The organism is Oculatella sp. FACHB-28, from assembly GCF_014696015.1.
Taxonomy (GTDB): domain Bacteria; phylum Cyanobacteriota; class Cyanobacteriia; order Elainellales; family Elainellaceae; genus JAAUTN01.
The window spans coordinates 1-20,638 of record NZ_JACJPJ010000095.1 but is presented as its reverse complement, the minus strand read 5'-3'; the positions used below and the strand labels follow the sequence as shown (position 1 = coordinate 20,638).

15 protein-coding genes are annotated in these 20,638 nt (G+C 49.9%); 4 read left to right on the top strand and 11 right to left on the bottom strand.

From position 1 onward, the window contains the following. Positions 1-123 precede the first annotated feature (123 nt). Together fusA and H6F88_RS25800 are read left to right on the top strand one after the other, a co-directional pair. Entirely contained in the window at positions 124-2,211 is a 2,088-nt protein-coding gene (fusA, locus tag H6F88_RS25805) for an elongation factor G (protein ID WP_190645685.1), read from the top strand. Positions 2,212-2,423: 212 nt separating this feature from the next. Beyond that, positions 2,424-2,786, top strand: a complete 363-nt coding sequence (locus H6F88_RS25800) for a DUF6464 family protein (protein WP_190645684.1) — start codon at positions 2,424-2,426, stop codon at positions 2,784-2,786. A gap of 73 nt (positions 2,787-2,859) precedes the next feature. Here H6F88_RS25800 and H6F88_RS25795 read toward each other — a convergent pair whose 3' ends face one another. The 8 genes from H6F88_RS25795 to ffh form a co-directional block, all read right to left on the bottom strand. Further along, on the bottom strand, positions 2,860-4,452 hold the full coding sequence (locus H6F88_RS25795) for a phosphate ABC transporter substrate-binding/OmpA family protein (RefSeq protein WP_190645683.1): 1,593 nt from the start codon (positions 4,450-4,452) through the stop codon (positions 2,860-2,862). A 294-nt stretch (positions 4,453-4,746) separates the two neighbouring features. Further along, positions 4,747-6,381 (bottom strand): alpha-D-glucose phosphate-specific phosphoglucomutase, encoded by a 1,635-nt coding sequence (locus tag H6F88_RS25790; RefSeq protein WP_190645682.1) that lies wholly within the window; start codon positions 6,379-6,381, stop codon positions 4,747-4,749. 247 nt (positions 6,382-6,628) lie between these two features. After that, entirely contained in the window at positions 6,629-7,084 is a 456-nt protein-coding gene (locus tag H6F88_RS25785; protein WP_190645681.1) for a nitrate reductase associated protein, read from the bottom strand. Further along, positions 7,059-7,904, bottom strand: coding sequence for a DUF6816 family protein (locus H6F88_RS25780; protein ID WP_199313640.1), 846 nt, complete (start codon positions 7,902-7,904; stop codon positions 7,059-7,061). The genes H6F88_RS25785 and H6F88_RS25780 overlap by 26 nt, the downstream gene beginning before the upstream one ends. 53 nt (positions 7,905-7,957) lie before the next feature. Next, positions 7,958-8,911 carry a PhoH family protein gene (locus H6F88_RS25775; RefSeq protein WP_190645680.1) on the bottom strand — a complete coding sequence of 318 codons (954 nt, stop codon included), beginning with the start codon at positions 8,909-8,911 and terminating at the stop codon, positions 7,958-7,960. 13 nt (positions 8,912-8,924) lie between these two features. After that, the gene (locus H6F88_RS25770; protein WP_190645679.1) at positions 8,925-9,299 is read right to left on the bottom strand and encodes a KH domain-containing protein; all 375 of its coding nucleotides are present in this window, start codon (positions 9,297-9,299) and stop codon (positions 8,925-8,927) included. Positions 9,300-9,306: 7 nt separating this feature from the next. Next, positions 9,307-9,555, bottom strand: coding sequence for a 30S ribosomal protein S16 (rpsP, locus tag H6F88_RS25765; protein WP_190645678.1), 249 nt, complete (start codon positions 9,553-9,555; stop codon positions 9,307-9,309). A gap of 113 nt (positions 9,556-9,668) precedes the next feature. After that, positions 9,669-11,129 (bottom strand): signal recognition particle protein, encoded by a 1,461-nt coding sequence (ffh, locus tag H6F88_RS25760; RefSeq protein ID WP_190645677.1) that lies wholly within the window; start codon positions 11,127-11,129, stop codon positions 9,669-9,671. Between the two features lie 233 nt (positions 11,130-11,362). Between ffh and H6F88_RS25755 the strand changes: the two genes are divergently transcribed. Further along, positions 11,363-12,616: a sodium:proton antiporter gene (locus tag H6F88_RS25755; RefSeq protein WP_190645861.1), complete on the top strand. Its 1,254-nt coding sequence runs from the start codon at positions 11,363-11,365 to the stop codon at positions 12,614-12,616. A 728-nt stretch (positions 12,617-13,344) separates the two neighbouring features. Next, positions 13,345-16,518 carry an Ig-like domain-containing protein gene (locus tag H6F88_RS25750; protein WP_190645676.1) on the top strand — a complete coding sequence of 1,058 codons (3,174 nt, stop codon included), beginning with the start codon at positions 13,345-13,347 and terminating at the stop codon, positions 16,516-16,518. Positions 16,519-16,707: 189 nt separating this feature from the next. Here H6F88_RS25750 and H6F88_RS25745 read toward each other — a convergent pair whose 3' ends face one another. Genes H6F88_RS25745 through H6F88_RS25735 form a run of 3 tightly spaced genes read right to left on the bottom strand, consistent with a single transcriptional unit; the run spans position 16,708 to position 20,372 of the window. Beyond that, entirely contained in the window at positions 16,708-18,276 is a 1,569-nt protein-coding gene (locus tag H6F88_RS25745; protein ID WP_190645675.1) for an SPFH domain-containing protein, read from the bottom strand. Between the two features lie 2 nt (positions 18,277-18,278). After that, positions 18,279-19,712, bottom strand: a complete 1,434-nt coding sequence (locus tag H6F88_RS25740) for an SPFH domain-containing protein (RefSeq protein WP_190645674.1) — start codon at positions 19,710-19,712, stop codon at positions 18,279-18,281. Between the two features lie 33 nt (positions 19,713-19,745). Next, on the bottom strand, positions 19,746-20,372 hold the full coding sequence (locus tag H6F88_RS25735) for an NfeD family protein (RefSeq protein ID WP_190645673.1): 627 nt from the start codon (positions 20,370-20,372) through the stop codon (positions 19,746-19,748). Positions 20,373-20,638 lie beyond the last annotated feature (266 nt).

Below are 20,638 nucleotides of genomic sequence, written 5' to 3'. Positions count from 1 at the left end.
GCTAGATTCTCAACCTCCAGGTGGTGGGATCTGTCTGTGCTGCTATGAAGGCAACGCTGTTCCCCTTGAGTGCCACTTGCGAGTGATTGTCACTGGTTTGTAGAACCTATCTGTAGAGCAATTATGAAAGACCTGTCTCGTTATCGCAATATTGGCATCTTCGCTCACGTAGATGCGGGCAAGACGACCACCACCGAAAGAATTCTCAAATTAACTGGGAAAATTCACAAAATTGGTGAAGTTCATGAAGGTGCGGCGACCACGGACTTCATGGAGCAAGAGCAAGAGCGCGGAATCACGATTCAGTCCGCTGCCACAAGCTGCTTTTGGAAAGACCACCAGCTCAACATTATCGACACCCCTGGTCACGTCGATTTCACCATTGAGGTCTATCGTTCGCTCAAGGTTCTTGACGGTGGCGTTGGTGTGTTCTGCGGCTCTGGCGGCGTTGAACCCCAGTCTGAAACAAACTGGCGCTATGCCAACGATTCCAAAGTCGCTCGAATCATCTACATCAATAAGCTTGACCGTACGGGCGCTGACTTTTACCGAGTGGTGAAGCAAGTCGAAAGCGTGCTTGCAGCCAAGCCGCTGGTAATGGTGCTGCCGATTGGTGTTGAAGACCAATTCACAGGCATGGTTGATCTGCTCACCCGTAAAGCCTGGATCTGGGATGACTCCAGCGATCCGCTTAACTACCAGATCAAAGAAGTTCCCGCTGACATGGTTGACCAGGTTGAGTCTTACCGTGAAGCGCTGATTGAGCTAGCGGTTGAGCATGACGATGACGTGATGGAGCAATATCTGGAAGGAAACGAGCCGGATATTGACACGATCAAGCGCTGTATCCGCAAGGGCACCCGCGACCTCGCCTTCTTCCCCACCTACTGCGGCTCCTCCTTCAAAAACAAAGGGGTGCAGTTGGTTTTAGATGCAGTTGTGGACTACCTGCCTGATCCCACCGAAGTTAAGCCTCAGCCAGAGGTTGACCTGGAAGGACATGAAACGGGCGAATTTGCGATCGTTGATCCTAACCGTCCGCTACGGGCGTTAGCCTTCAAGATCATGGACGATCGCTTTGGTGCCCTGACCTTCACCCGCCTCTATTCCGGTACCTTGTCTAAAGGCGACACGGTACTCAATACCGCTACAGGCAAAACCGAGCGGATTGGTCGTCTGGTAGAAATGCACGCCAACTCCCGTGAGGAGATTGACTCGGCTCAAGCGGGTGACATTGTGGCGATCGTGGGCATGAAGAACGTCCAGACCGGACACACGCTCTGTGATCCTAAGAAACCTGCCACCCTGGAACCGATGGTTTTCCCCGAACCGGTAATCTCCGTTGCGGTGAAGCCGAAGAAGAAGGGAGGCGACGAGAAGATGGGCATGGCACTGAGCAAAATGGTGCAAGAAGACCCCTCTTTCCACGTCGAAACCGATGAAGAGAGCGGCGAAACCATCCTCAAAGGCATGGGTGAACTGCATCTCGACATCAAGGTTGACATTCTCAAGCGGACGCACGGTGTAGAAGTGGAAGTCGGTAAGCCTCAAGTGGCTTATCGCGAATCCATTACGAAGCGCCTAGAAGACAGCTACACCCACAAGAAGCAGTCAGGCGGTTCGGGTCAGTATGGCAAGATCGATTATGTGATCGAGCCCGGTGAGGCGGGTACTGGCTTTGTGTTTGAGTCGAAGGTGACGGGTGGAAACGTACCCAGAGAATACTTGCCCGCTATTCAAAAGGGCTTTGAAACCAGTATTGATCGGGGTCCGTTGGCTGGATTCCCCTGCGTCGACTTGAAGATCACGCTGACAGATGGTGCCTATCACCCCGTTGACTCGTCGGCAATGGCGTTTGAGATTGCGGCACGGGCTGCTTATCGTCAGTCTTTGCCCAAAGCTGGTCCTCAACTGCTTGAGCCGATCATGAAGGTGGACGTATTCACACCAGATAGCCACATGGGTGACGTGATTGGTGACCTCAACCGCCGCCGAGGCATGATCAAGTCCCAAGACACCAACCCAATGGGAGCGCGGATTAAGGCAGACGTGCCGCTGAGCGAAATGTTTGGCTACATCGGCGACCTGCGGACGATGACCTCTGGACGTGGACAGTTCTCAATGGAGTTCTCCCACTATGCGCCTTGCCCCAGCAATGTGGCAGAAGAGGTAATCAAGGAAGCTAAAGAGCGTCAGGCTGCACTGGCGTAGTAGGTGATGAGGGGCGATCGCCCCTCATCACGCTCTAAATATTCTTTGAGAAGCTTTATTCCGCACGACTTCTTAAAGAATATTTGAACAAGAACCAACTAAAATTGGGACGACTTCAAGGGAAGGGAAAAGGCAAGAAAGATGCCCTTTTCCTTTCCCTTTTGTTTAATTTGATAAGATGTTTCGTCACTCGTTGATTGCGCTCGATTGCTATGGAGTCAAATTCGCTGCTGCCGACAGAGGTCATTCTGAGCGATACCCGCTCTACTCTGGGGCATCTCTATCTAGACTGGAACCCTCAACCTGGTGCCTACCTGGAGGTGGAAGGGCAAACCTATCTGGTTTTAGAGCGCAAACACCGCTATTTGCTGAAATCGGGCCGCTATCGGCTGCACAAAATCACCCTCTGTGTTCAAAAGACACATTCGCCCGTCGAGAAAAGTCTAGTCGATGGCCACTGGGTGATCGGTGATCCAACCTGTACCTACAATGCGCGATCGGAACTGCTGCGCTGTGCAGTCAATCCGAGTGGTCCGTGCGATCGCTGTACTCACTATCAGCTCAGCGAATCGTAGCGCAGCAAGTTCTACCCTGTATGAATACAGCTATGGGATGAGCAAGCATAGGTGAATGGGAATGTCCCTTAATTCAATTGACGCGAACGAGACGAATCTCAGTCCGTTGGTTACGTGCATCTGTTGGAGCAACACCAGGTAGTGGTTGGCTGAACCCTTTGCCTTCTGCCACAATGTTGTTCTGCACGCCCCGATTCCGCAGATAATCGACCACCACCTGCGCCCGTCGCTGACTCAGGGTTTGATTAAGGCTGGCGGCTCCTGTTTGGGAGGTGTGTCCAATCACCCGCACTGCCACCGTTTGGGTATTAAACTCTTGAATTTCTTGCGCCAATTGGTTTAGGGTTTGCTGCCCTGTGGCGGTCAACTGAGCCGAGCCAACACCAAAGCCAACGTCTCCCTTAACTTCTAGATTGCCAATATCGGGAGCAGTTTGAATCTGGCTGTTTTCCAGAGCAGTAGCCACCCTCACAGCGCTCTCTCGACCTGCCAGTCGCTCTGCCAGTTCTGGATTATCTGCCCGCACCAATTCAATCAAAGTTTGGGTATTGGTAGCTGCTCTAGTGATAAATTCTGAACTGAACAGGGCAGTGGAGTTTTCGGGCACCTGGTCCAACCGCCCCGCCAATGCCAGCACTGCTGCTGTAGAACCAATGCGACGCTCCAAGGTGCCATCGTTGAACCAGGCTTGGGACTCGGTAGCAGTGAAGAATTCAATGCCCTGAAGTACAGAAACCGCATCAGTAGACGATAACCCGCCATCTTCAGCAATTTGAGCCTGAAGTTGCGCTGAGTCGCGCACGTTTGCATCAATACGGCGGTAGTATGCTTCCAGCAATTCTGAGAGCAGTCCTGGTTGAGATTGAATCAACCGATCCGACGCAACTAAAACATCGACGATCGCCCCTGGTGCATCTTGACTCGATAAAACAACAGTGTAGCCTTGCTGCCGTGCCTGGGTCACGTAAGGCTCCCAGATCACAGCGATCGCCACATCAACCTCAGATGAACCCGCTGGAGCTTGCATCAGTTCCCACGCTTCTGAGGCATCAGCAACGCGGATCACTTCAAAGTCTGACAGGTTAAACGCTTCAAACTTGGTATCTAGTACCAGTGACAAATATTCACTTGGGGTATCCCCTGCAAAGGCAATTCCTAAGCGTTTACCTTGCGATCGCGCTTGCTGCACGAGCTGGTTTAAATCTAGCAGTGACTTTAAGTTGGGATATTGTTTCGTATTTAAGACAACTGCATCTGCGCCGACGGTGCGATCGATTAGTCCTACGATTTGACCCTGAGGCTGTTGCTGAAGAAATTGATCCAGGGTGGTCACGATTAGATCTGCCTCACCCTGATTTAACCGCTCAGCCCGTGCTGCCTGGTCAAATTCATCCTCATAATTGAGCGTTAAACCGGTTTCTTTCAAGGCATCTTGAAAAGTGCTGTGACGAAAGGTGCTGTATCCGCTGAAGGTGTCCCCTAGAATAGTCAGTTGCGTTGAACCGCGGGTCGATTCCCAACGGCTATCACCCGCTGAATTGGATTGTCCTGCCGAACCGGGTATTAGTCCCGGTGAAAGCCTGCTTAGAAGACTGATGCCACCTACAATCAAACCAGTTGTAATCAAGAGGGTCAGAAGTAAAGCCGGATCAACTCGCTTGCTCATTAGCGTCAGCCAACAGTGTTGTAGATTGAAAAGTGTCTGGACTGAATTAAAGATGACCACTGTAAGCGAGAATAGCCAATGCTACTGCAAACGTGGCTCTTAATTAAGTATTTCTACAAGTTAAACGACTCAGTTTTCGATTGACTGACTTCATCGTTTCATCACAATTGAAACCTTCCGTTAGTGCGATCGCCAGTTTAGAGAATGCAGGGCTGAAAGCGATCGCCATCCTACAGCTTTAGAACAAAAAAGGGAGGTGGGCTAAGCCCACCTCCCTTTTTTGTTCTCTGGTTCTTAGGTAATTACCGTTGGCTTGTCCATTCCCGTGTGGGTGCGGATTTGGGCTAGTTCTTCGGCAATCGCAATCAATTCTGCCAGTGCATCTTGAGCATCCAGATCTTGCTTACCCGGATCAGGTTGGTAGCTTTCCAGGTAGACTCTTAGCGTTGCGCCTTGAGTACCCGTGCCGGAGAGTCGGAAGACGATCCGCGATCCGTCGGTGAAGCCGACTCGCAATCCCTGTTTTTGGCTTACACTGCCGTCTATGGGGTCGGTGTAGCTGAAGTCATCTGCATACTCAACGGTGTAAGCACCGAACTGCTTGCCTTTGAGTGTGGCGGTAGCAGTGCGGAGGTTGCCCATCAAGGTCGTGGCGCGATCGCTGTCTACTCCCTCATAGTCATGGCGAGAATAGTAGTTGCGTCCGTAAGTGCGCCAGTGTTCCTGCACAATCTCTTCAACCGACTGCTGCCGAACTGCCAGGATATTCAGCCAAAACAGCACTGCCCAAAGTCCATCCTTCTCACGGACGTGGTTAGAGCCAGTGCCAAAGCTTTCCTCACCGCAGAGCGTCGCCTTACCTGCATCTAGCAAATTGCCAAAAAACTTCCAGCCCGTCGGCGTTTCATAGCAGTCGATGCCAAGCTGAGCCGCAACTCGGTCAGCAGCCTGACTGGTAGGCATGGAACGAGCTATGCCTGCTAAGCCGCTGCTGTAGCCCGGAACTAGTTTTGCATTTGCTGCCAATATTGCAAGGCTGTCGCTGGGCGTGACAAAAAACTGGCAACCTAAGATCATGTTGCGATCGCCATCTCCATCCGAAGCCGCGCCAAAGTCCGGTGCATCCTCACCAAACATGATGTCAACCAACTCGTGGGCATAAACCAGATTGGGGTCAGGATGTCCATTGCCAAAGTCTTCTAGCGGTTTGCCGTTGATTACCGTTCCGGCGGGTGCCCCCAACCGCTGCTCCAAAATCGCGTGAGCATAAGGTCCTGTGACGGCGTGCATTGAGTCTACACACAGGCGAAACTGTCCTGAAGCAAACAATTGACGAATGCGATCGAAGTCAAACAGCGACTCCATCAGTTCGGCGTAGTCAGATACCGAATCGATTACCTCGACCGTCATTTCTCCAAGTTGCGATATCCCAATTTGATCCAGGTCAACGTCAGGGGCTTCTAGGATTTTGTAGCCCTCGATTGTTTTGCTGCGCTCATAGATCGCTTCGGTGACTTTTTCAGGAGCCGGTCCACCGTTGCCAGTGTTGTATTTGATGCCAAAGTCGCCTTCTGGACCGCCAGGGTTGTGGCTAGCCGAGAGAATAATTCCGCCAAAGGCTTTATTCTTACGAATCACACAGGAGGCGGCCGGAGTTGAAAGAATCCCGCCTTGCCCTACCAATACGCGCCCAAACCCATTCGCGGCTGCCATCTTCAAAATGATCTGAATTGACTGACGATTGTAATAACGACCGTCGCCCCCTAGAACTAGGGTTTGCCCCTGATAGCCTTCTAAACTGTCAAAAATTGACTGGACAAAATTTTCCAGGTAATGAAGCTGTTGAAAGACTGGAACGCGCTTGCGTAGCCCAGAGGTGCCGGGCTTTTGGTCGGTAAAAGGTTGGGTTGATACGGTGTGTATATTCATGAGTAAGCTAGTGCGGTCTTTTCCAATCGCGAGTCTTCAGTATCGTCTCCTAACGGCCGCCCCAATAGCTATCTCTAGCAGGAGATATAGCCGAAACTTACGGAGCTACACAGATCTTAGGGACGGAACCTCGTTAAACTTAACCCAAAACTAGCAGTTTTCCAGCTTTTCTCTATTTTTCAACCTACTCCTTTCCCACTGGAGGATCAGGGATACATCCCTGATCCTCTAGAACCTGATCTTTAACCTAGATGATCTGAAATTCGTGAAGTGCAGGTAAAAAGTTGGCGTTTTCGTGATTAGAACGGCTCAGCTTAATCAGGGCAAAACGCTGTTCTGGGGAGAGGTTTGCCCATTGAGCAGGAGTAATGGTTACGCCAATTTCTGTGGCTTTGTCCTGAACGCTATCAGCTACAGTTTCAGCATTCCTCCAGGCAGGGTGGGGATCGATCGCCAATTCAGTCGCTCTTTCACCAGTTCTTTCGGAGATCAAGCGTTGCAGCAGTTGCTGATAAGCTCGCACTTCAGTCTCAGTTTCACAGGGCAAATCAACTAGGGTCTGTCGTTCTTCAGCGCTAAACCGATGCCACTGGGGAAGCTTCAACTTAATGCCACAGGTGTCGAGTTTAAGCCTAACCTGCATCGGAATGCAGCGCAGCGAATTCACAAAGTCTGCTTCAAATTGGAAAAAGCGCGTTTCCATTGTTCAATTCCCCTGCGTTTAAATCTGCCGAGACAACTGGGGAAAATTCAAGCCGATAGCGGTAGAGCGCAACGGGGATATCCCCAACCTTAAAATAGTCTGGGTCTTGAGGCGAAAGGTAGATAGCCGTCACCTGATCAGCAGAAATGGCGGGTTCTGTGTCATGGCGCTGATAAGCAGTGGTAGTCTCAACTTCGTTGAAGTAAAGCTGGGGTGCTCCCCGAAACATCTGCTGAAAGATTTCTGTGGTGATGAACTGGTCGGGATCGGGATTCTCTGTAGCGCGTCCGGTAACGGTAGAAACCAGTTGGCGATCGCCCTGCAACAAGGTAATCTGCCGATTAGGATTGTTCGGATCGACTCTGACAGAGAGAACGGTGCGATCGCCCAGATACGCCTCCGCTAAATTTTGTCCGTTGAACGCTCGATCTGCCACAACCTGCTTTTGTCCCCTTACCAGCTGTTTTAGCGAAGAAAAGATGCCATTCAGTCGAGGCTGCTGCTCCACAAATCGCACCCGAAAGGTAAAGGGCTGGTTAAGATATTGCTCGTTGCTCTCAAATCCAGGCGTGGTAATTTCTGGCGCGAGCGGGGCTGTCATATCTAGCAGCGTCGTTGTCACCGTCCACTCACCTGCTAACCAGTCTGGGTAAACCAGATCGCCCGTCGCAGCCTGCACCGACGGCTTAGTTTGCCAGTCTGGAAATTGAGCCAGACGATCAGATAATGTGCCAGCCAAAACAGAACCGCTGCACAGTAGCCACAGCAGAAATAACCCGACAAACCAGACCATTCGCCACCGTACAGAAGCTTTTTTCATGGCTGTCTTCTCATGGCTGCTTTCTCATCACCATCGGGTGCTATAAGAATATTTTAAGTCTCGTACTGCTCGTAGGCTGCAACAATGCGCTGCACCAGAGGGTTGCGTACCACATCTGCTTTTGACAGTTGGCAGAAAGCAATGCCGTCGACATTTTGTAAAATCTTTTGGGCGATCGCTAGTCCAGACTGCTGATTGCTTGGCAGGTCAGTTTGCGTAACGTCGCCTGTCACGACCATGCGCGAGCGAAACCCTAAGCGGGTCAACACCATCTTCATCTGGGCAGGCGTAGTATTTTGCGCCTCATCCAAAATCACAAACGCGTTGTTCAGCGTTCGTCCACGCATGTAAGCCAGAGGAGCAACCTCAATGACACCTCGCTCCATCAAATTAGGAATTTTTTCGGGATCAAGCATCTCATGCAGCGCATCGTAAAGCGGCCGCAGGTAAGGATTCACCTTTTGCTGCAAGTCTCCCGGCAAAAAGCCCAATTTTTCCCCGGCTTCAACCGCAGGGCGAGTCAAAATCAGCCGCTCATATTCGTTCGATAGAAGTGCTTGAACTGCAATAATCGCAGCTAGAAAAGTTTTTCCCGTACCAGCGGGACCAATGCAAAAAGTCAGGTCGTGCTTGCGAATTGCCTGAACATACTGCCGCTGCCGAAAGGTTTTTGCCCGAATTTCTTCGCCGCGTCGAGTGCGAGCCAGCACGTCGCGCTGAAGATCTTGCAGGTCTTCTTGCCGTTGAGTATCTAAAGCATGACGGGCGGTGAGAATGTCTACCCCAGTGATCGTTTTGCCGATGCTCCAATAGGGTTCAAGCGATCGCACTAACCGCTCACCCAACTCAACCTGAGTATCAGTGCCCGAAATCAGCAGCTCTTGACCTCTCAAAACAACCGTAGCCCCTGTTTGTCGGGCTAATTGCTTGAGATTCTCTTCGTGAGCCCCAGCCAAGGCGATCGCGCTTTCAGAGCTAGGCAGTTCAATAACAAGTGATTTTCCCATTCAAAATTGAGCGTTACGAACGGGGTCTGGGAGGGCGGCGAGGCTGAGATTTGGGCGGTGACGGCTTGTCGTCTGTATCTCCTTCACGGCTATTAGAATGGCTGCCGTAAACATCTAGATGAGCCGAATAGCCGACCGTCTGAGCCACCGCCTGTAAAACGGTTCGAATTGCCTGAATATTTCGTCCGCCTCGACCAAACACCCGCCCCTTATCTTCTCCCTCAAATGCCAGCCGAACTAGAACACGTCCTATGCGTGGAGAAACCTCACAATCTACACTGAGAGATTGAGGAGATTCCAGGAAAGGTTCCACTAAAAACTTAACTAGCCCAGCAAAGTCAGGGCTAGCGGTTTTCTGAGCAGAGTTAGCAACGACTGGATCAGTCACAGGCTAATCAGGCTTTGACCTGTTCAAATACGTTTGCTTTTTCTAAAATACGGCGCACGGTCTCAGTTGGCTGCGCTCCTTCTTGCAGGCGCTTGACAATCGCTGGAACTTCCAGCCGAATCTCATCGGTTCTAGGGTTGTAAAACCCTAGTTCTTCCAGAGGGCGACCATCCCGACGGGTGCTGCTGTGCATTGCTACAATCCGGTAGCTCACCTCGCGCTTTTTGCCGTATCGCTTCAATCGCAACTTGATCATGCCTGAAAATGTTACTCCAATTGCAAGTCTAATATCTTAACTGCTGCCAAATCCCCCGCAAGTGCAGGGCAACAGCCTACAATTCTAGCACTGTTACTTAGAATCATAACTGCCTACAAGCTTCCAAATCCCTTCTTCTTTTTCTCCTTCTTCTTTTTCTTGGGGGGTGCGCCGCCACCAGGATAGCCGCGCCAGCCAGGCTTGGGTCCACCGCCACCCATTGCAGGTTCGCCAAACATGCCGCCGCCCATTCCGGGCATTCCCATGCCAGGAAACTGTCCTCTACCCATTTGCTGCATCAGCGATCGCATCTTCTGGAAATCGCTCACCAGCTTACTCACATCATCTAGCCCATAGCCCGATCCTTTAGCAATGCGGCGGCGGCGGCTGGGAGAACTAGAGAGCAAATCTGGGTTGCGGCGTTCCTCCAGCGTCATGGAGTTGATCATCGCTTCTGCCCGTTTGAGCTGCACCTCGCCCTGCTCAAGCTGTTCGCTCGACAGCTTGCCCATACCGGGCAGCATCTTCATGATCCCGCCAAGGGAACCCATATTCTTCAGCAGGCGGGTCTGCTTTAAAAAGTCAGTGAAGTCAAACTTAGCCGAGAGGATTTTCTCCTGCATTTTCTCGGCTTCTACCAGGTCAACCTCTTCCTGCGCCTTTTCCACTAGCGTCAGGACATCGCCCATTCCCAAAATTCGGGAAGCCATGCGATCGGGGTAGAAAGGCTGTAGCGCTTCTACCTTTTCACCCACGCCGACAAACTTGATTGGCTGTCCTGAAATCTGTCTCACAGAGAGAGCTGCACCACCTCTGGTGTCACCATCCAGCTTCGTCAGAATTGCTCCAGTAATGCCAATCTGGTCGTGAAATGTGCGGGTCAGGTTAGCCGCTTCTTGACCCGTCATCGCATCTACTACCAGCAAAACCTCGTTAGGCTTCACGGTGTCTTTGATTTGGGCTAGCTCAGCCATCATCGACTGGTCAATCTGCAAGCGACCTGCCGTGTCAATGATCACGGTGTCAATGCCGTCTGCTTTAGCCTTCTCGACTCCCTGGCGGGCAATCTCAACCGGGTTGGCATCGCTGCCCAGTTCAAACACAGGCACATCGATTTGCTTGCCTAGCGTGATGAGCTGATCGATCGCAGCAGGACGATATACGTCCGTTGCGACGAGCATTGTGCTGCGATTTTGTTTCCGCAGGTGCAATGCCAGCTTTGCCGAAGCAGTGGTTTTACCCGTTCCCTGGAGACCCGCCATCAGCACAATCGTGGGTGCTGTATCTGCCTCAGCCAAGGGCACGTTGGTTTCGCCCATTAGCACCAGCAGTTCGTCGTAGACAATTTTGATGAACTGCTGGTCAGGGCGTACTCCCGCGACGACTTCTGCGCCCTGCGCCTTTTCTTGAACTTCAGCAATAAAATCTTTAATGACCTGAAGGTTGACGTCTGCCTCCAGTAAAGCCCGACGAACTTCCCGGAGCGCGTCTTGAATATTCGATTCAGAGATCTTGTCCTGTCCCCGGAGTTTTTTCCAGGCTACTTCCAAACGCTCGGAAAGGGCATCAAACATAATGGCTTCAATCTACTCAAACTCTTAACCTGATTACAACTTTATCGCAGCAGTTCCCATTATGGAATTTTGGATGGAACAGAGGGGACGGGGGTAGGAAATACCTCTTACCCCTACCTCCCTTGAGCCCCACCCTTGATTCTCATCCCTCATGCGCCCTCCTTTCCTTCTTTCAGCCGATTGAACTCGTCGTTTTGCCAATTAAGCTCAAACAGGGTTCTGAATTGAAAGCAATGGAAAGCATTGGTGTGAGTACTTATATTCTGGATTTATTGGTAATTGGTCTTTTGCTCTTAGCAGTGACTTTAGGGTCGGGCTGGATTTCCCGATTACCGCTTTCCTTTGCGTTAATTTATTTGGTTGTGGGGATCTTGCTGGGGCCCTATGGATTTAGCTTGATCGACTTGCGCCCAGAGGCAGAATTTTTAGAGCGGCTAGCAGAATTTGTAGTGATCGTTTCGCTGTTTAGCTGTGGGCTGAAGATGAATCGCCCGCTAAACGCGTTTTCCTGGAATTCTACAGTGCGGCTGATTGGGTTGCTGATGCCGCTATCAATTTTTGCGGTGGCAGCAATAGGGCACTGGCTACTGGGGCTGGGTTGGGGAGCAGCGGTGCTGATGGGTGCAATTTTGGCTCCGACCGATCCGGTATTAGCTTCGGAGGTGCAGCTTGCCCACACGGAAGATCAGGATGAACTCCGTTTTGGCTTGACTTCAGAAGGAGGATTAAATGATGCGCTGGCGTTTCCGTTTGTCTACTTTGGATTGCACTGGATTAAGGATGAAAATTTAGACAACTGGTTTAAGCAGTGGGTGGCGGTTGATTTGATTTGGGCGATCGCCGCTGGCATCATCATGGGCGTCATCGTCACCAAAGCAGTTGTGTGGCTAAGCAAACGGTCTCAGAAGCGAGGGGCGATCGATGAGTCAATGGAAGATTTTATTGCGCTTGGTACGATTCTGTTAACTTACTCGCTCACTGAAGTGGTTAACGGATATGGCTTTTTGGCGGTATTTGTAGCAGGGATAATGGTGCGACGAGACTACCCTGACAAAGAAAAAAAAGTCTCTCAATTAGAATTTACCGAGCGAGTCGAGAGACTGATGGAGATTGGCACAATTCTGCTGTTAGGAACGTTGATACGAGTTGAGCCAGTTCTCCGCTTTGCTGGTCCAGCACTGTTGGTTGCGGGGCTGCTAATTTTTGTGATTCGTCCTTTGGGAGCATGGGTGTGTACAGTAGGTAATCGCTTTCATCCCACAACCCGTTTACTCTTTGGTTGGTTTGGTATTCGAGGAGTCGGTTCGCTCTATTACCTCTCCTATGCTTACGGAGAAGGTTTGGAAAACCAAGCTGGTGAAATCATTGGCTGGATTACTTACATAACTATAATTATTTCTGTCGTGCTACATGGAGTTAGCGCCACCCCAATGATGAATTGGTATGAAAAAAATGTGGGTGAAAGCCGATTGAAGAAAGCCGATTGAAATAGGTTGACTGTCCTAGTTACCTGAAGCAAGCTGATAGCTTCACTAGCGCAACGATGAGCTTAAGAGCTAATAGATATGGTCCTGGTTGCAAAGACTGGGACCTTGTTTCTATGAGCATTAGTGAAGTTGAAAGATCCGCTTCTAAATTAACAGCTTCTACAGATTTCGTTGGGTTTTGGCTGAAGGATATGGGTGGTGGTACTTTCACCATTTGAGCTTCTGCATTTTAGGTTTTTATTTTATAAATGCCGTTAGTGTTATATGTTCCCTGGGAACAATAGTCGCGGTTACATGAAAGGCACATGAAGTTCTTAGTTTGCAAAACAAATTTGTGTCTAAAAGCCCTCAAAACATGTGTTTCTTAAGTGAATGCCCCTTTAATAGACCAGTCTGTATGTATCAACGTCCAAATATATTCAACGAGTGCCCGTAAGTATCACATTTTCCTTGACCTTGTCTCGAAGCTCTTGCTTATCAACGTCAGTTTAATCGCACTCAAATTTTCTACCCATAAGTAGCACTTCAACTGTTGGGCTACTCAATTAAGAAGCGATCGCCTTGATGCGGTGGTGTTCAAACAACATCCCGTTTAATCAGGCTACTTTTGCTTGCCTACAAAAGCCCCAATCGTCCAAATCAAAAATTTTAGTTCTTTGCCCCAAACCTTTTGATTTGACAACTCTCACCCAATCCTATTGTCCGACCATCTCTAAGGAAACAAATTTATGACAGTTTCAATCGATCTGAATGGAAATGCATCAGGTGTTAACGCTCAGGGCAGTGTTGCAATCGGGACTCCTGTTAACGTCTTTCCGCCTAACACTGTTAACATCACCTCCACCAGCGACCGACTGAACAGAGTTACAGTCAATATTAATAGCCTACTGGGTCCTCTTCTATTTAGTGAAAACCTGAATGTTACGGCGGCTTCTGGAATTTCTGCTAGCTATAACTCGGTGTCAGGGACACTGACTCTAACTGCTACAGGACTCGCTGGGACTGCTTCTGTTAGTGCTTTTAAGCAAACTTTGGAGTCTTTACAGTACAACACTCAGCCTCTGGTTCCCTTTGTAACTCCTATTAATGCACGTAGCTTTACAGTTGCAGGCTATGAGACTGCTTTATCTGTTCTACCTGAAGCTACAGCATCAGTCACTCTTAATGTCACCAATAACCCTTCTCCTCTTCCTGTTAATACTCCTCCAGTTGCTGTTCCAGATGCCGCAACCACGACAGCAGGTAATGCGGTTACAACGGTTAATGTCTTAACCAATGATACTGACTTGAACGGAGATGCCCTAACTGTTTCGAGCTTTACTCAAGCCGCGAATGGTACTGTTGTCAACAACAACAACGGCACCTTTACCTACACCCCTGCTGCTGGCTTCTCAGGTGCAGATTCTTTCACCTACACAGCAAACGATGGGAAGGGGGGAACATCTGTTGGAACTGTGGCTGTTACCGTGACTCCAGTTGTCACTCCTCCGGTTAATACTCCTCCAGTCGCTGTTCCAGATGCTGCAACGACAACTTCAGGTAGTGCAGTTACGACCGGAAACGTTCTAACTAATGACACGGACCTGAACGGAGATGCCCTAACTGTTTCGAGCTTTACTCAAGCCGCGAATGGTACTGTTGTCAACAACAACAACGGCACCTTTACCTACACCCCTGCTGCTGGCTTCTCAGGTGCAGATTCTTTCACCTACACAGCAAACGATGGGAAGGGGGGAACATCTGTTGGAACTGTGGCTGTTACCGTGACTCCAGTTGTCACTCCTCCGGTTAATACTCCTCCAGTCGCTGTTCCAGATGCTGCAACGACAACTTCAGGCAATGCGGTTACAACGGTTAATGTCTTAACCAACGACACGGATCTGAACGGAGATGCTCTAACTGTTTCGAGCTTTACTCAGGCAACGAACGGCACCGTTGTCAACAACAACAACGGCACCTTTACCTACACCCCTGCTGCTGGCTTCTCAGGTGCAGATTCTTTCACCTACACAGCAAACGATGGAAAAGGCGGCACCTCTGTTGGAACCGTGGCTGTTACCGTGACTCCAGTTGTCACTCCTCCGGTTAATACTCCTCCAGTCGCTGTTCCAGATGCCGCAACGACAACTTCAGGTAGTGCGGTGACAACGGTTAATGTCTTAACCAACGACACGGATCTGAACGGAGATGTCCTAACTGTTTCGAGCTTTACTCAGGCAACGAACGGTACGGTTGTCAATAACAACAATGGCACCTTTACCTACACCCCTGCTGCTGGTTTCTCAGGTGCAGATTCTTTTACCTACACAGCAAACGATGGGAAAGGCGGCACCTCTGTTGGAACCGTGGCTGTTACCGTGACTCCAGTTGTCACTCCTCCGGTTAATACTCCTCCAGTCGCTGTTCCAGATGCCGCAACGACAACTTCAGGTAGTGCGGTGACAACGGTTAATGTCTTAACCAACGACACGGATCTGAACGGAGATGTCCTAACTGTTTCGAGCTTTACTCAGGCAACGAACGGTACGGTTGTCAACAACAACAACGGCACCTTTACCTACACCCCTGCTGCTGGTTTCTCGGGCGCAGATTCTTTTACCTACACAGCAAACGATGGAAAAGGCGGAACATCTGTTGGAACCGTCGCTGTCACCGTGAACCCGGTCAACAACAACACTAATGTCTTTACCGGAACTAATGGTAGTGACACTGCTACTGCAACACCTGTCAAGGATGAATTTGACATGGCTGGGGGAGACGATACTGTCCTTGCTGTATTTGATACCCTCAAACAACAGGACAGCATTGATGGTGGCTCTGGTTCTAACACTTTTGTGCTGACCGGCGGCACTGCAACCGACTCAATTACGCTCAGATCTGCAACTGCTAGTGATGTTAATAACCTAGTCATAGGAACAGGACTTGCAGGCACTGTAATCAAGAACTTCCAGAACTTTGCTCTCAGAGGGTTTGTAGGGCGTGTCACTCTAACGGGTAATGATCTGGCAAATACATTAATCGGTGGATCTGGCAATGACTCTATTACAGGTGGCGCGGGGAATGACATCTTGACTGGCAATGGTGGCAACGATGTGTTGGATGGCGGCACTGGCAATGATGTATTGAATGGTGGAGCTGGCAACGATCGCTATTTTGTGAATGGTGCAGGTGACAGAATTATTGATAGTGCTGGCATCGACACCGTTACTGCGTCCATCAACCGGATTTTGCAGTCAGGGTTAGAGAGCCTCACACTGAGCGGAAGGGCAACGGCCGGAACCGGAAATAGCTTGAACAATGTTATTACTGGCAACAATGTCAGAAATACGTTGGTTGGCAACGGTGGTAACGATCGCCTGCTTGGCAACGGTGGTGACGATTTGCTGCGAGGTGGAGTTGGGAGAGATCGGCTCTCCGGTGGTGCTGGGAGAGATCGCCTCTTTGGAGACAATGGAAACGACATCCTATCCAGCGATGCGGGTAATGATATTCTGCTAGGTGGGGGTGGAAACGACACCCTAAATGGTGGACTTGGCAGCGATCGCCTCACGAGTGGAGCAGGTAAAGACAGGCTCATAGGTGGAGCAGGCAGAGACAGCTTTATCTTTGACAATGTTAGAACTGGCAGCATCGATGTGATTGCTGACTTCAGGAGTGTTGACGATACGATCCTGGTTTCTAGAAGGGGATTTAGCCAGAATCTCCAAGTCGGGAGTTTGTCTGCTTCTCAATTCGTTCTAGGCAGTAGCGCGCAGGATCAGGGCGATCGCTTCTTGTATGACCAGAGAACGGGTGGTCTCTTCTTCGATATGGATGGTGTAGGTGGTGCAAGCCAAGTTCGGATTGCAACGCTATCCAATAAAACTGCCATTACTGCTGCTGACATCGCTATAGTTGCGTAGATTTCAATGCCTTTATAGTCACATTAGTTAGGAAAAAGAAGGGAGGCAGGGTTCAACCCTGCCTCCCTTCTTTTTCCTAATCTGTATGGCTACAGCTATGTTGACCTCGGGAACTGATAGTTCAAATCACAAAAAAGCGATCGCTTCTTTGGAGGCGATCGCCCACTCATTTCAACCTATATTCAACTTCTACTTTTCCTCTACCCAAGCTTCGAGCATACTCGCGGGAATCTGGATAAAAGGATGAGCGAAGACTGCCTTAAGTGCTTCACGTCCTCCCACATCCATTGCTTTTTGTAGTCGTCGTTTCAGCGTTGGATATTGTTGAATTGCTTGCTCTACCGATTGTTCGGCTTGTTGAGGAGTAGGGTTAGACTGCGCCAGTTTTTCGAGCAGTTTTTGGATATCACTACGCAGGGCAGTGAGTGAGGCATCTTCGGTGAGTGAATTGAGCGGTACGACCGCAGCCACTTTATCCGATGGAACGGTGACAGTGGGGGAGGAACTGATTGCAGCAGTGCTAGGAGAGACATCATTGGCAAAACGACGAGTCATGCCCGCTACATCAATGCCTGAGGACTGGCGCAGTTGTTCTAGAAATGAGGCGACCTGAGTAGCGGTGCCACCGTTTGTGGTGTCGATGACGCTGACATTTTGCACGTCTATATCAGGCACCGTAGAGGTGAGGGTTTTTAGCAATACTTCTAGTTTTTGGAACAGGAAGATTTCACGGGCATTGGGTCCAGCAGCTTTCCAGGATTCAGTCAGGCGCTTGGTGCCCAGTGCTTGAGCTTTACCATCTTCAATGATGCGAGAGGCGTTACCTTTTGCCTGGGCGATCGCCCGCTTACACTCTGCCTCAGCCGGAGCTACTACATCTGCTTGAAGCTGTTGCTCGACCTGCTTGATACGTTCCGTTTGCACGGCTACGTTTGCCTGGGTGCGGGCAACGATTGCAGCAATTTCACCTTCAGCCTCAGCGATAACGGCTGTACGTTTCGTGAGGGCATCCTGAATCCGCTGGTCGGCTTCTGCTTTGGCGATTTCAATCTTCGTTTCAATTTGCTTTAACGACGTAGTTTGCTGGTTTGCAGCCGTGCGAATGGCAGACTCAGCTTGTGCCTGAGCCTCGGCAATTCGGGCATCACGCAACAAGTCTGCTCGCTGTTTACGTCCAATTGAGTTGAGATATTGCACATCGTCGGAGATGTTTTGAATCTGGAGGTTATCTAACACCAGTCCTAGTTTCTCCAAATCATCTTCCGCCTCTTCGAGCAAACTTCTAGCAAAGGCAGACTTATCTTCATTAATCTGCTCTGGAGTAAGACTGGCTAGCACGCCACGCAGATTACCTTCCAGCGTTTCCTTTGCCATTTGCATAATCTCTTTTTGGCTCTTGCCCAAGAGACGCTCGATCGCATTGTGAATAGTGGGTTCTTCTCCGGCAATCTTGATGTTTGCTACGCCTTCTACTGTAAGGGGAATGCCACCTTTGGAGTAAGCACTGATCACCCGCAAGTCAATAATCAGGTTGGTTAAATCCATCCGAAAGGCGCGTTCTAGCAAGGGCACCCGGACGCTGCTGCCGCCTTTAACCAGACGATAGCCAACCTTACGCCCATTAGAAAGAGTGCGACGGCTTCCGGCAAAGATGAGGATTTCGCTAGGCTGACAGATGTAATAAAGGTTGCGGAGTATCAGCGTTCCGGCCCCGGTTCCAGCACCAAGGGCAATCAGTAGTGCAAGAATGGCTTCCATGATTAGTTTTCTCCCTCTAGCTGTACCTGTTTCTGACCGTTCTGACCATTCCGACCGTTTTGCGAATAGTGCCCGTTTTGCTGGCTGAGTGTGCCGACTACATCAATTCCCAGGGTTTGATCAACCCGCTCGAGGAACTGACGCACAGTTTCGGGATAAGCGTTGACCAGGCTGGCGATCGCCTTGCCATCTCCGTTGTCAATCACATTCACATTTTTGAGATGAACCCGACCTGGAATCTTTGCTGCCTCCTGCAGCACCATCTCAATCTGCTGGGTTAAGAATACTTCTGAGGCATTGGTTCCCGCTTCCTGCCAAACTTCGGCAAACAGGTCGTTCACTTGTGCCGCCGCCTGAGCGTTTTCAGAGAGAACAGAGGCTTCACCTCGGGCTTGCAGTTCCTTTGCCTGACGTTCGGCTTCGGCTGGCAAAACCTGATCGGCTTCCAGACGCAATCGTTCCAACTCAGCCCGGATTGTTTGAAGCTCCTGTTCAGCTCTAGCTCTGGCTTCCTGGGCTGCGGCAGTAGTACGTTCTTCTTCAGATTTTGCTTGTTGCTCTAATTCTGCCTTGATTTTACGTAACTCGTTTTCTTTTTGCTGAATGATCGAACGCGCCTGAGTTTTTGCCACCTCTGACTGACGCTTGCAGTCTGCCTCGATCTGTTCTGCTTCGGTTAAAGCATTGGATTCGGCAATTTCCGCATCACGCAACACAATAGCAATCTGGCTGCGACCAATCGAGTTGAGGTAATCAATATCATCAGCGACACTTTGAATTTTTAATGTATCAATGTGTAGACCCATTTTGGATAAATCGCGGCTGACATCGTCGGTGATGCGCTCGGCAAACACCAGTCGATCTTCGTTTAATTCTTCTGGGGTGAGAGTGGCAACTACACCACGCAAATTCCCTTCTAACGTCTCTCTCGCCACACGGGAAATTTCGGAAGAGTCACGATCGAGGAAGCGTTCAATTGCATTACCGACAACAGCTGGATCGCTAGAAATTTTGATATTGGCGATCGCCTGAATCCGCAGAGGAATTCCCCCTTTGGAGTAAGCATTCTTCACCTCTACCGGAACGGGCATCGTAGTCAAATCCATCCGTTTGATAGTTTCCAGGATAGGAATACGAACGGTGCGTCCGCCAAAAATTACTCGATAACCCACCGTTTCACCTTCTGTGGTACGCCGTTTCAAGCCTGATAGAATCAGGATCTCGTTAGGGTTACAGATACATAAAACGAGTTTGTAGATCCAGATAAAGATGGCGATCGCCACCAATACTGAAATTGCTAGCGGCAAGCTTCCTACGAGTTCATTTCTGATGCCATTATTTGAAGCATCTGCAGGAAAAACAGGATCAATTTGGGCTATTTGTGCCGTCGTGATGGGGGTAGACACTGACTGAAACTCAGCACGATCATTGCTCATGGGTTTAAATTCCTTGTAATGGGTATAGTGCAGTCAGGTTGCAGCTTTAAAGGCTTTTTCGGAGACTACCCAAATTCGACTTCCTTCTACTCCCACAATCACCACCCGTTCACCTTTGGCAAAGGTAACCGCTTCTTGAGTCGAGGCTGTGAAATCAATCATCATTCCTTTTGCATTAACCCGCACTTTCCCTCTATTAGAGGAATCAAAGGGAATTTCGACAATTCCTGAAAGCCCAGCCAAATCTCCGGATCTCACCAGGCTGTCGGCTTCTCGCTGGCGTAATGAGTGCAGCGCCCAAACAATCGCCGTACCGCAAATGATGCCGATGGCGATCGCCAAAGCCAACACCAGTAACTGCGGCAGGGCAGGCTGTATTCTCGACAACAACAGTCCGGTTAGTCCAAAAAAACAGCTTCCAAATGTCCAAAACCGTAGTTTGAAGATGGGTAAACCCATTCGTCTGTGACGAGGACTAATAAGGGTTTCTAGTTCACCTCGTTCCCGTTGTTGCGAAAGATTTCCGGCATGGGGGTCAACCTCATACTCCCGATCGAGTTCCCAGTCTGAATCAATGTCTGCACCATCAAACCCCGCCAGTGCAGAAAGAAGTGTAAAGCTGCCACCAATCAAAAAGCAGAGTTGATACAGGGTTAACATAGGATGGTCTAAGGATAAGGTCTGAGAGAACCTACAGTTCACAGTACATTTATAGCCCTCTGACAAGCTTCACTTAGACGGGTAAGACAGAAAATTATTATTTAGGATTGTGAATTGGGATGGTGGAATGCAAAGGGAGCAATGCTTACAGTAACGTGAGTTCGGGATAAGGAGGGGCGAAATAGATAGAGTTGAAAGTACCTAATTTTTAACTCATCTAACCGCCCCATGCTTAGTCTAGAATCCCTGTTCTGTCATGTCGATGA

What these genes read in the sequence shown, in the direction of transcription:
- H6F88_RS25740 (WP_190645674.1), bottom strand. Translation starts at nt 19,712, where the DNA reads ATGAGCAATGATCGTGCTGAGTTTCAGTCAGTGTCTACCCCCATCACG.
- H6F88_RS25780 (WP_199313640.1), bottom strand. Translation starts at nt 7,904, where the DNA reads ATGAAAAAAGCTTCTGTACGGTGGCGAATGGTCTGGTTTGTCGGGTTA.
- H6F88_RS25790 (WP_190645682.1), bottom strand. Translation starts at nt 6,381, where the DNA reads ATGAATATACACACCGTATCAACCCAACCTTTTACCGACCAAAAGCCC.
- H6F88_RS25755 (WP_190645861.1), top strand. Translation starts at nt 11,363, where the DNA reads ATGGAAAGCATTGGTGTGAGTACTTATATTCTGGATTTATTGGTAATT.
- H6F88_RS25800 (WP_190645684.1), top strand. Translation starts at nt 2,424, where the DNA reads ATGGAGTCAAATTCGCTGCTGCCGACAGAGGTCATTCTGAGCGATACC.
- H6F88_RS25785 (WP_190645681.1), bottom strand. Translation starts at nt 7,084, where the DNA reads ATGGAAACGCGCTTTTTCCAATTTGAAGCAGACTTTGTGAATTCGCTG.
- H6F88_RS25745 (WP_190645675.1), bottom strand. Translation starts at nt 18,276, where the DNA reads ATGGAAGCCATTCTTGCACTACTGATTGCCCTTGGTGCTGGAACCGGG.
- H6F88_RS25735 (WP_190645673.1), bottom strand. Translation starts at nt 20,372, where the DNA reads ATGTTAACCCTGTATCAACTCTGCTTTTTGATTGGTGGCAGCTTTACA.
- ffh (WP_190645677.1), bottom strand. Translation starts at nt 11,129, where the DNA reads ATGTTTGATGCCCTTTCCGAGCGTTTGGAAGTAGCCTGGAAAAAACTC.
- H6F88_RS25795 (WP_190645683.1), bottom strand. Translation starts at nt 4,452, where the DNA reads ATGAGCAAGCGAGTTGATCCGGCTTTACTTCTGACCCTCTTGATTACA.
- fusA (WP_190645685.1), top strand. Translation starts at nt 124, where the DNA reads ATGAAAGACCTGTCTCGTTATCGCAATATTGGCATCTTCGCTCACGTA.
- H6F88_RS25775 (WP_190645680.1), bottom strand. Translation starts at nt 8,911, where the DNA reads ATGGGAAAATCACTTGTTATTGAACTGCCTAGCTCTGAAAGCGCGATC.
- H6F88_RS25750 (WP_190645676.1), top strand. Translation starts at nt 13,345, where the DNA reads ATGACAGTTTCAATCGATCTGAATGGAAATGCATCAGGTGTTAACGCT.
- rpsP (WP_190645678.1), bottom strand. Translation starts at nt 9,555, where the DNA reads ATGATCAAGTTGCGATTGAAGCGATACGGCAAAAAGCGCGAGGTGAGC.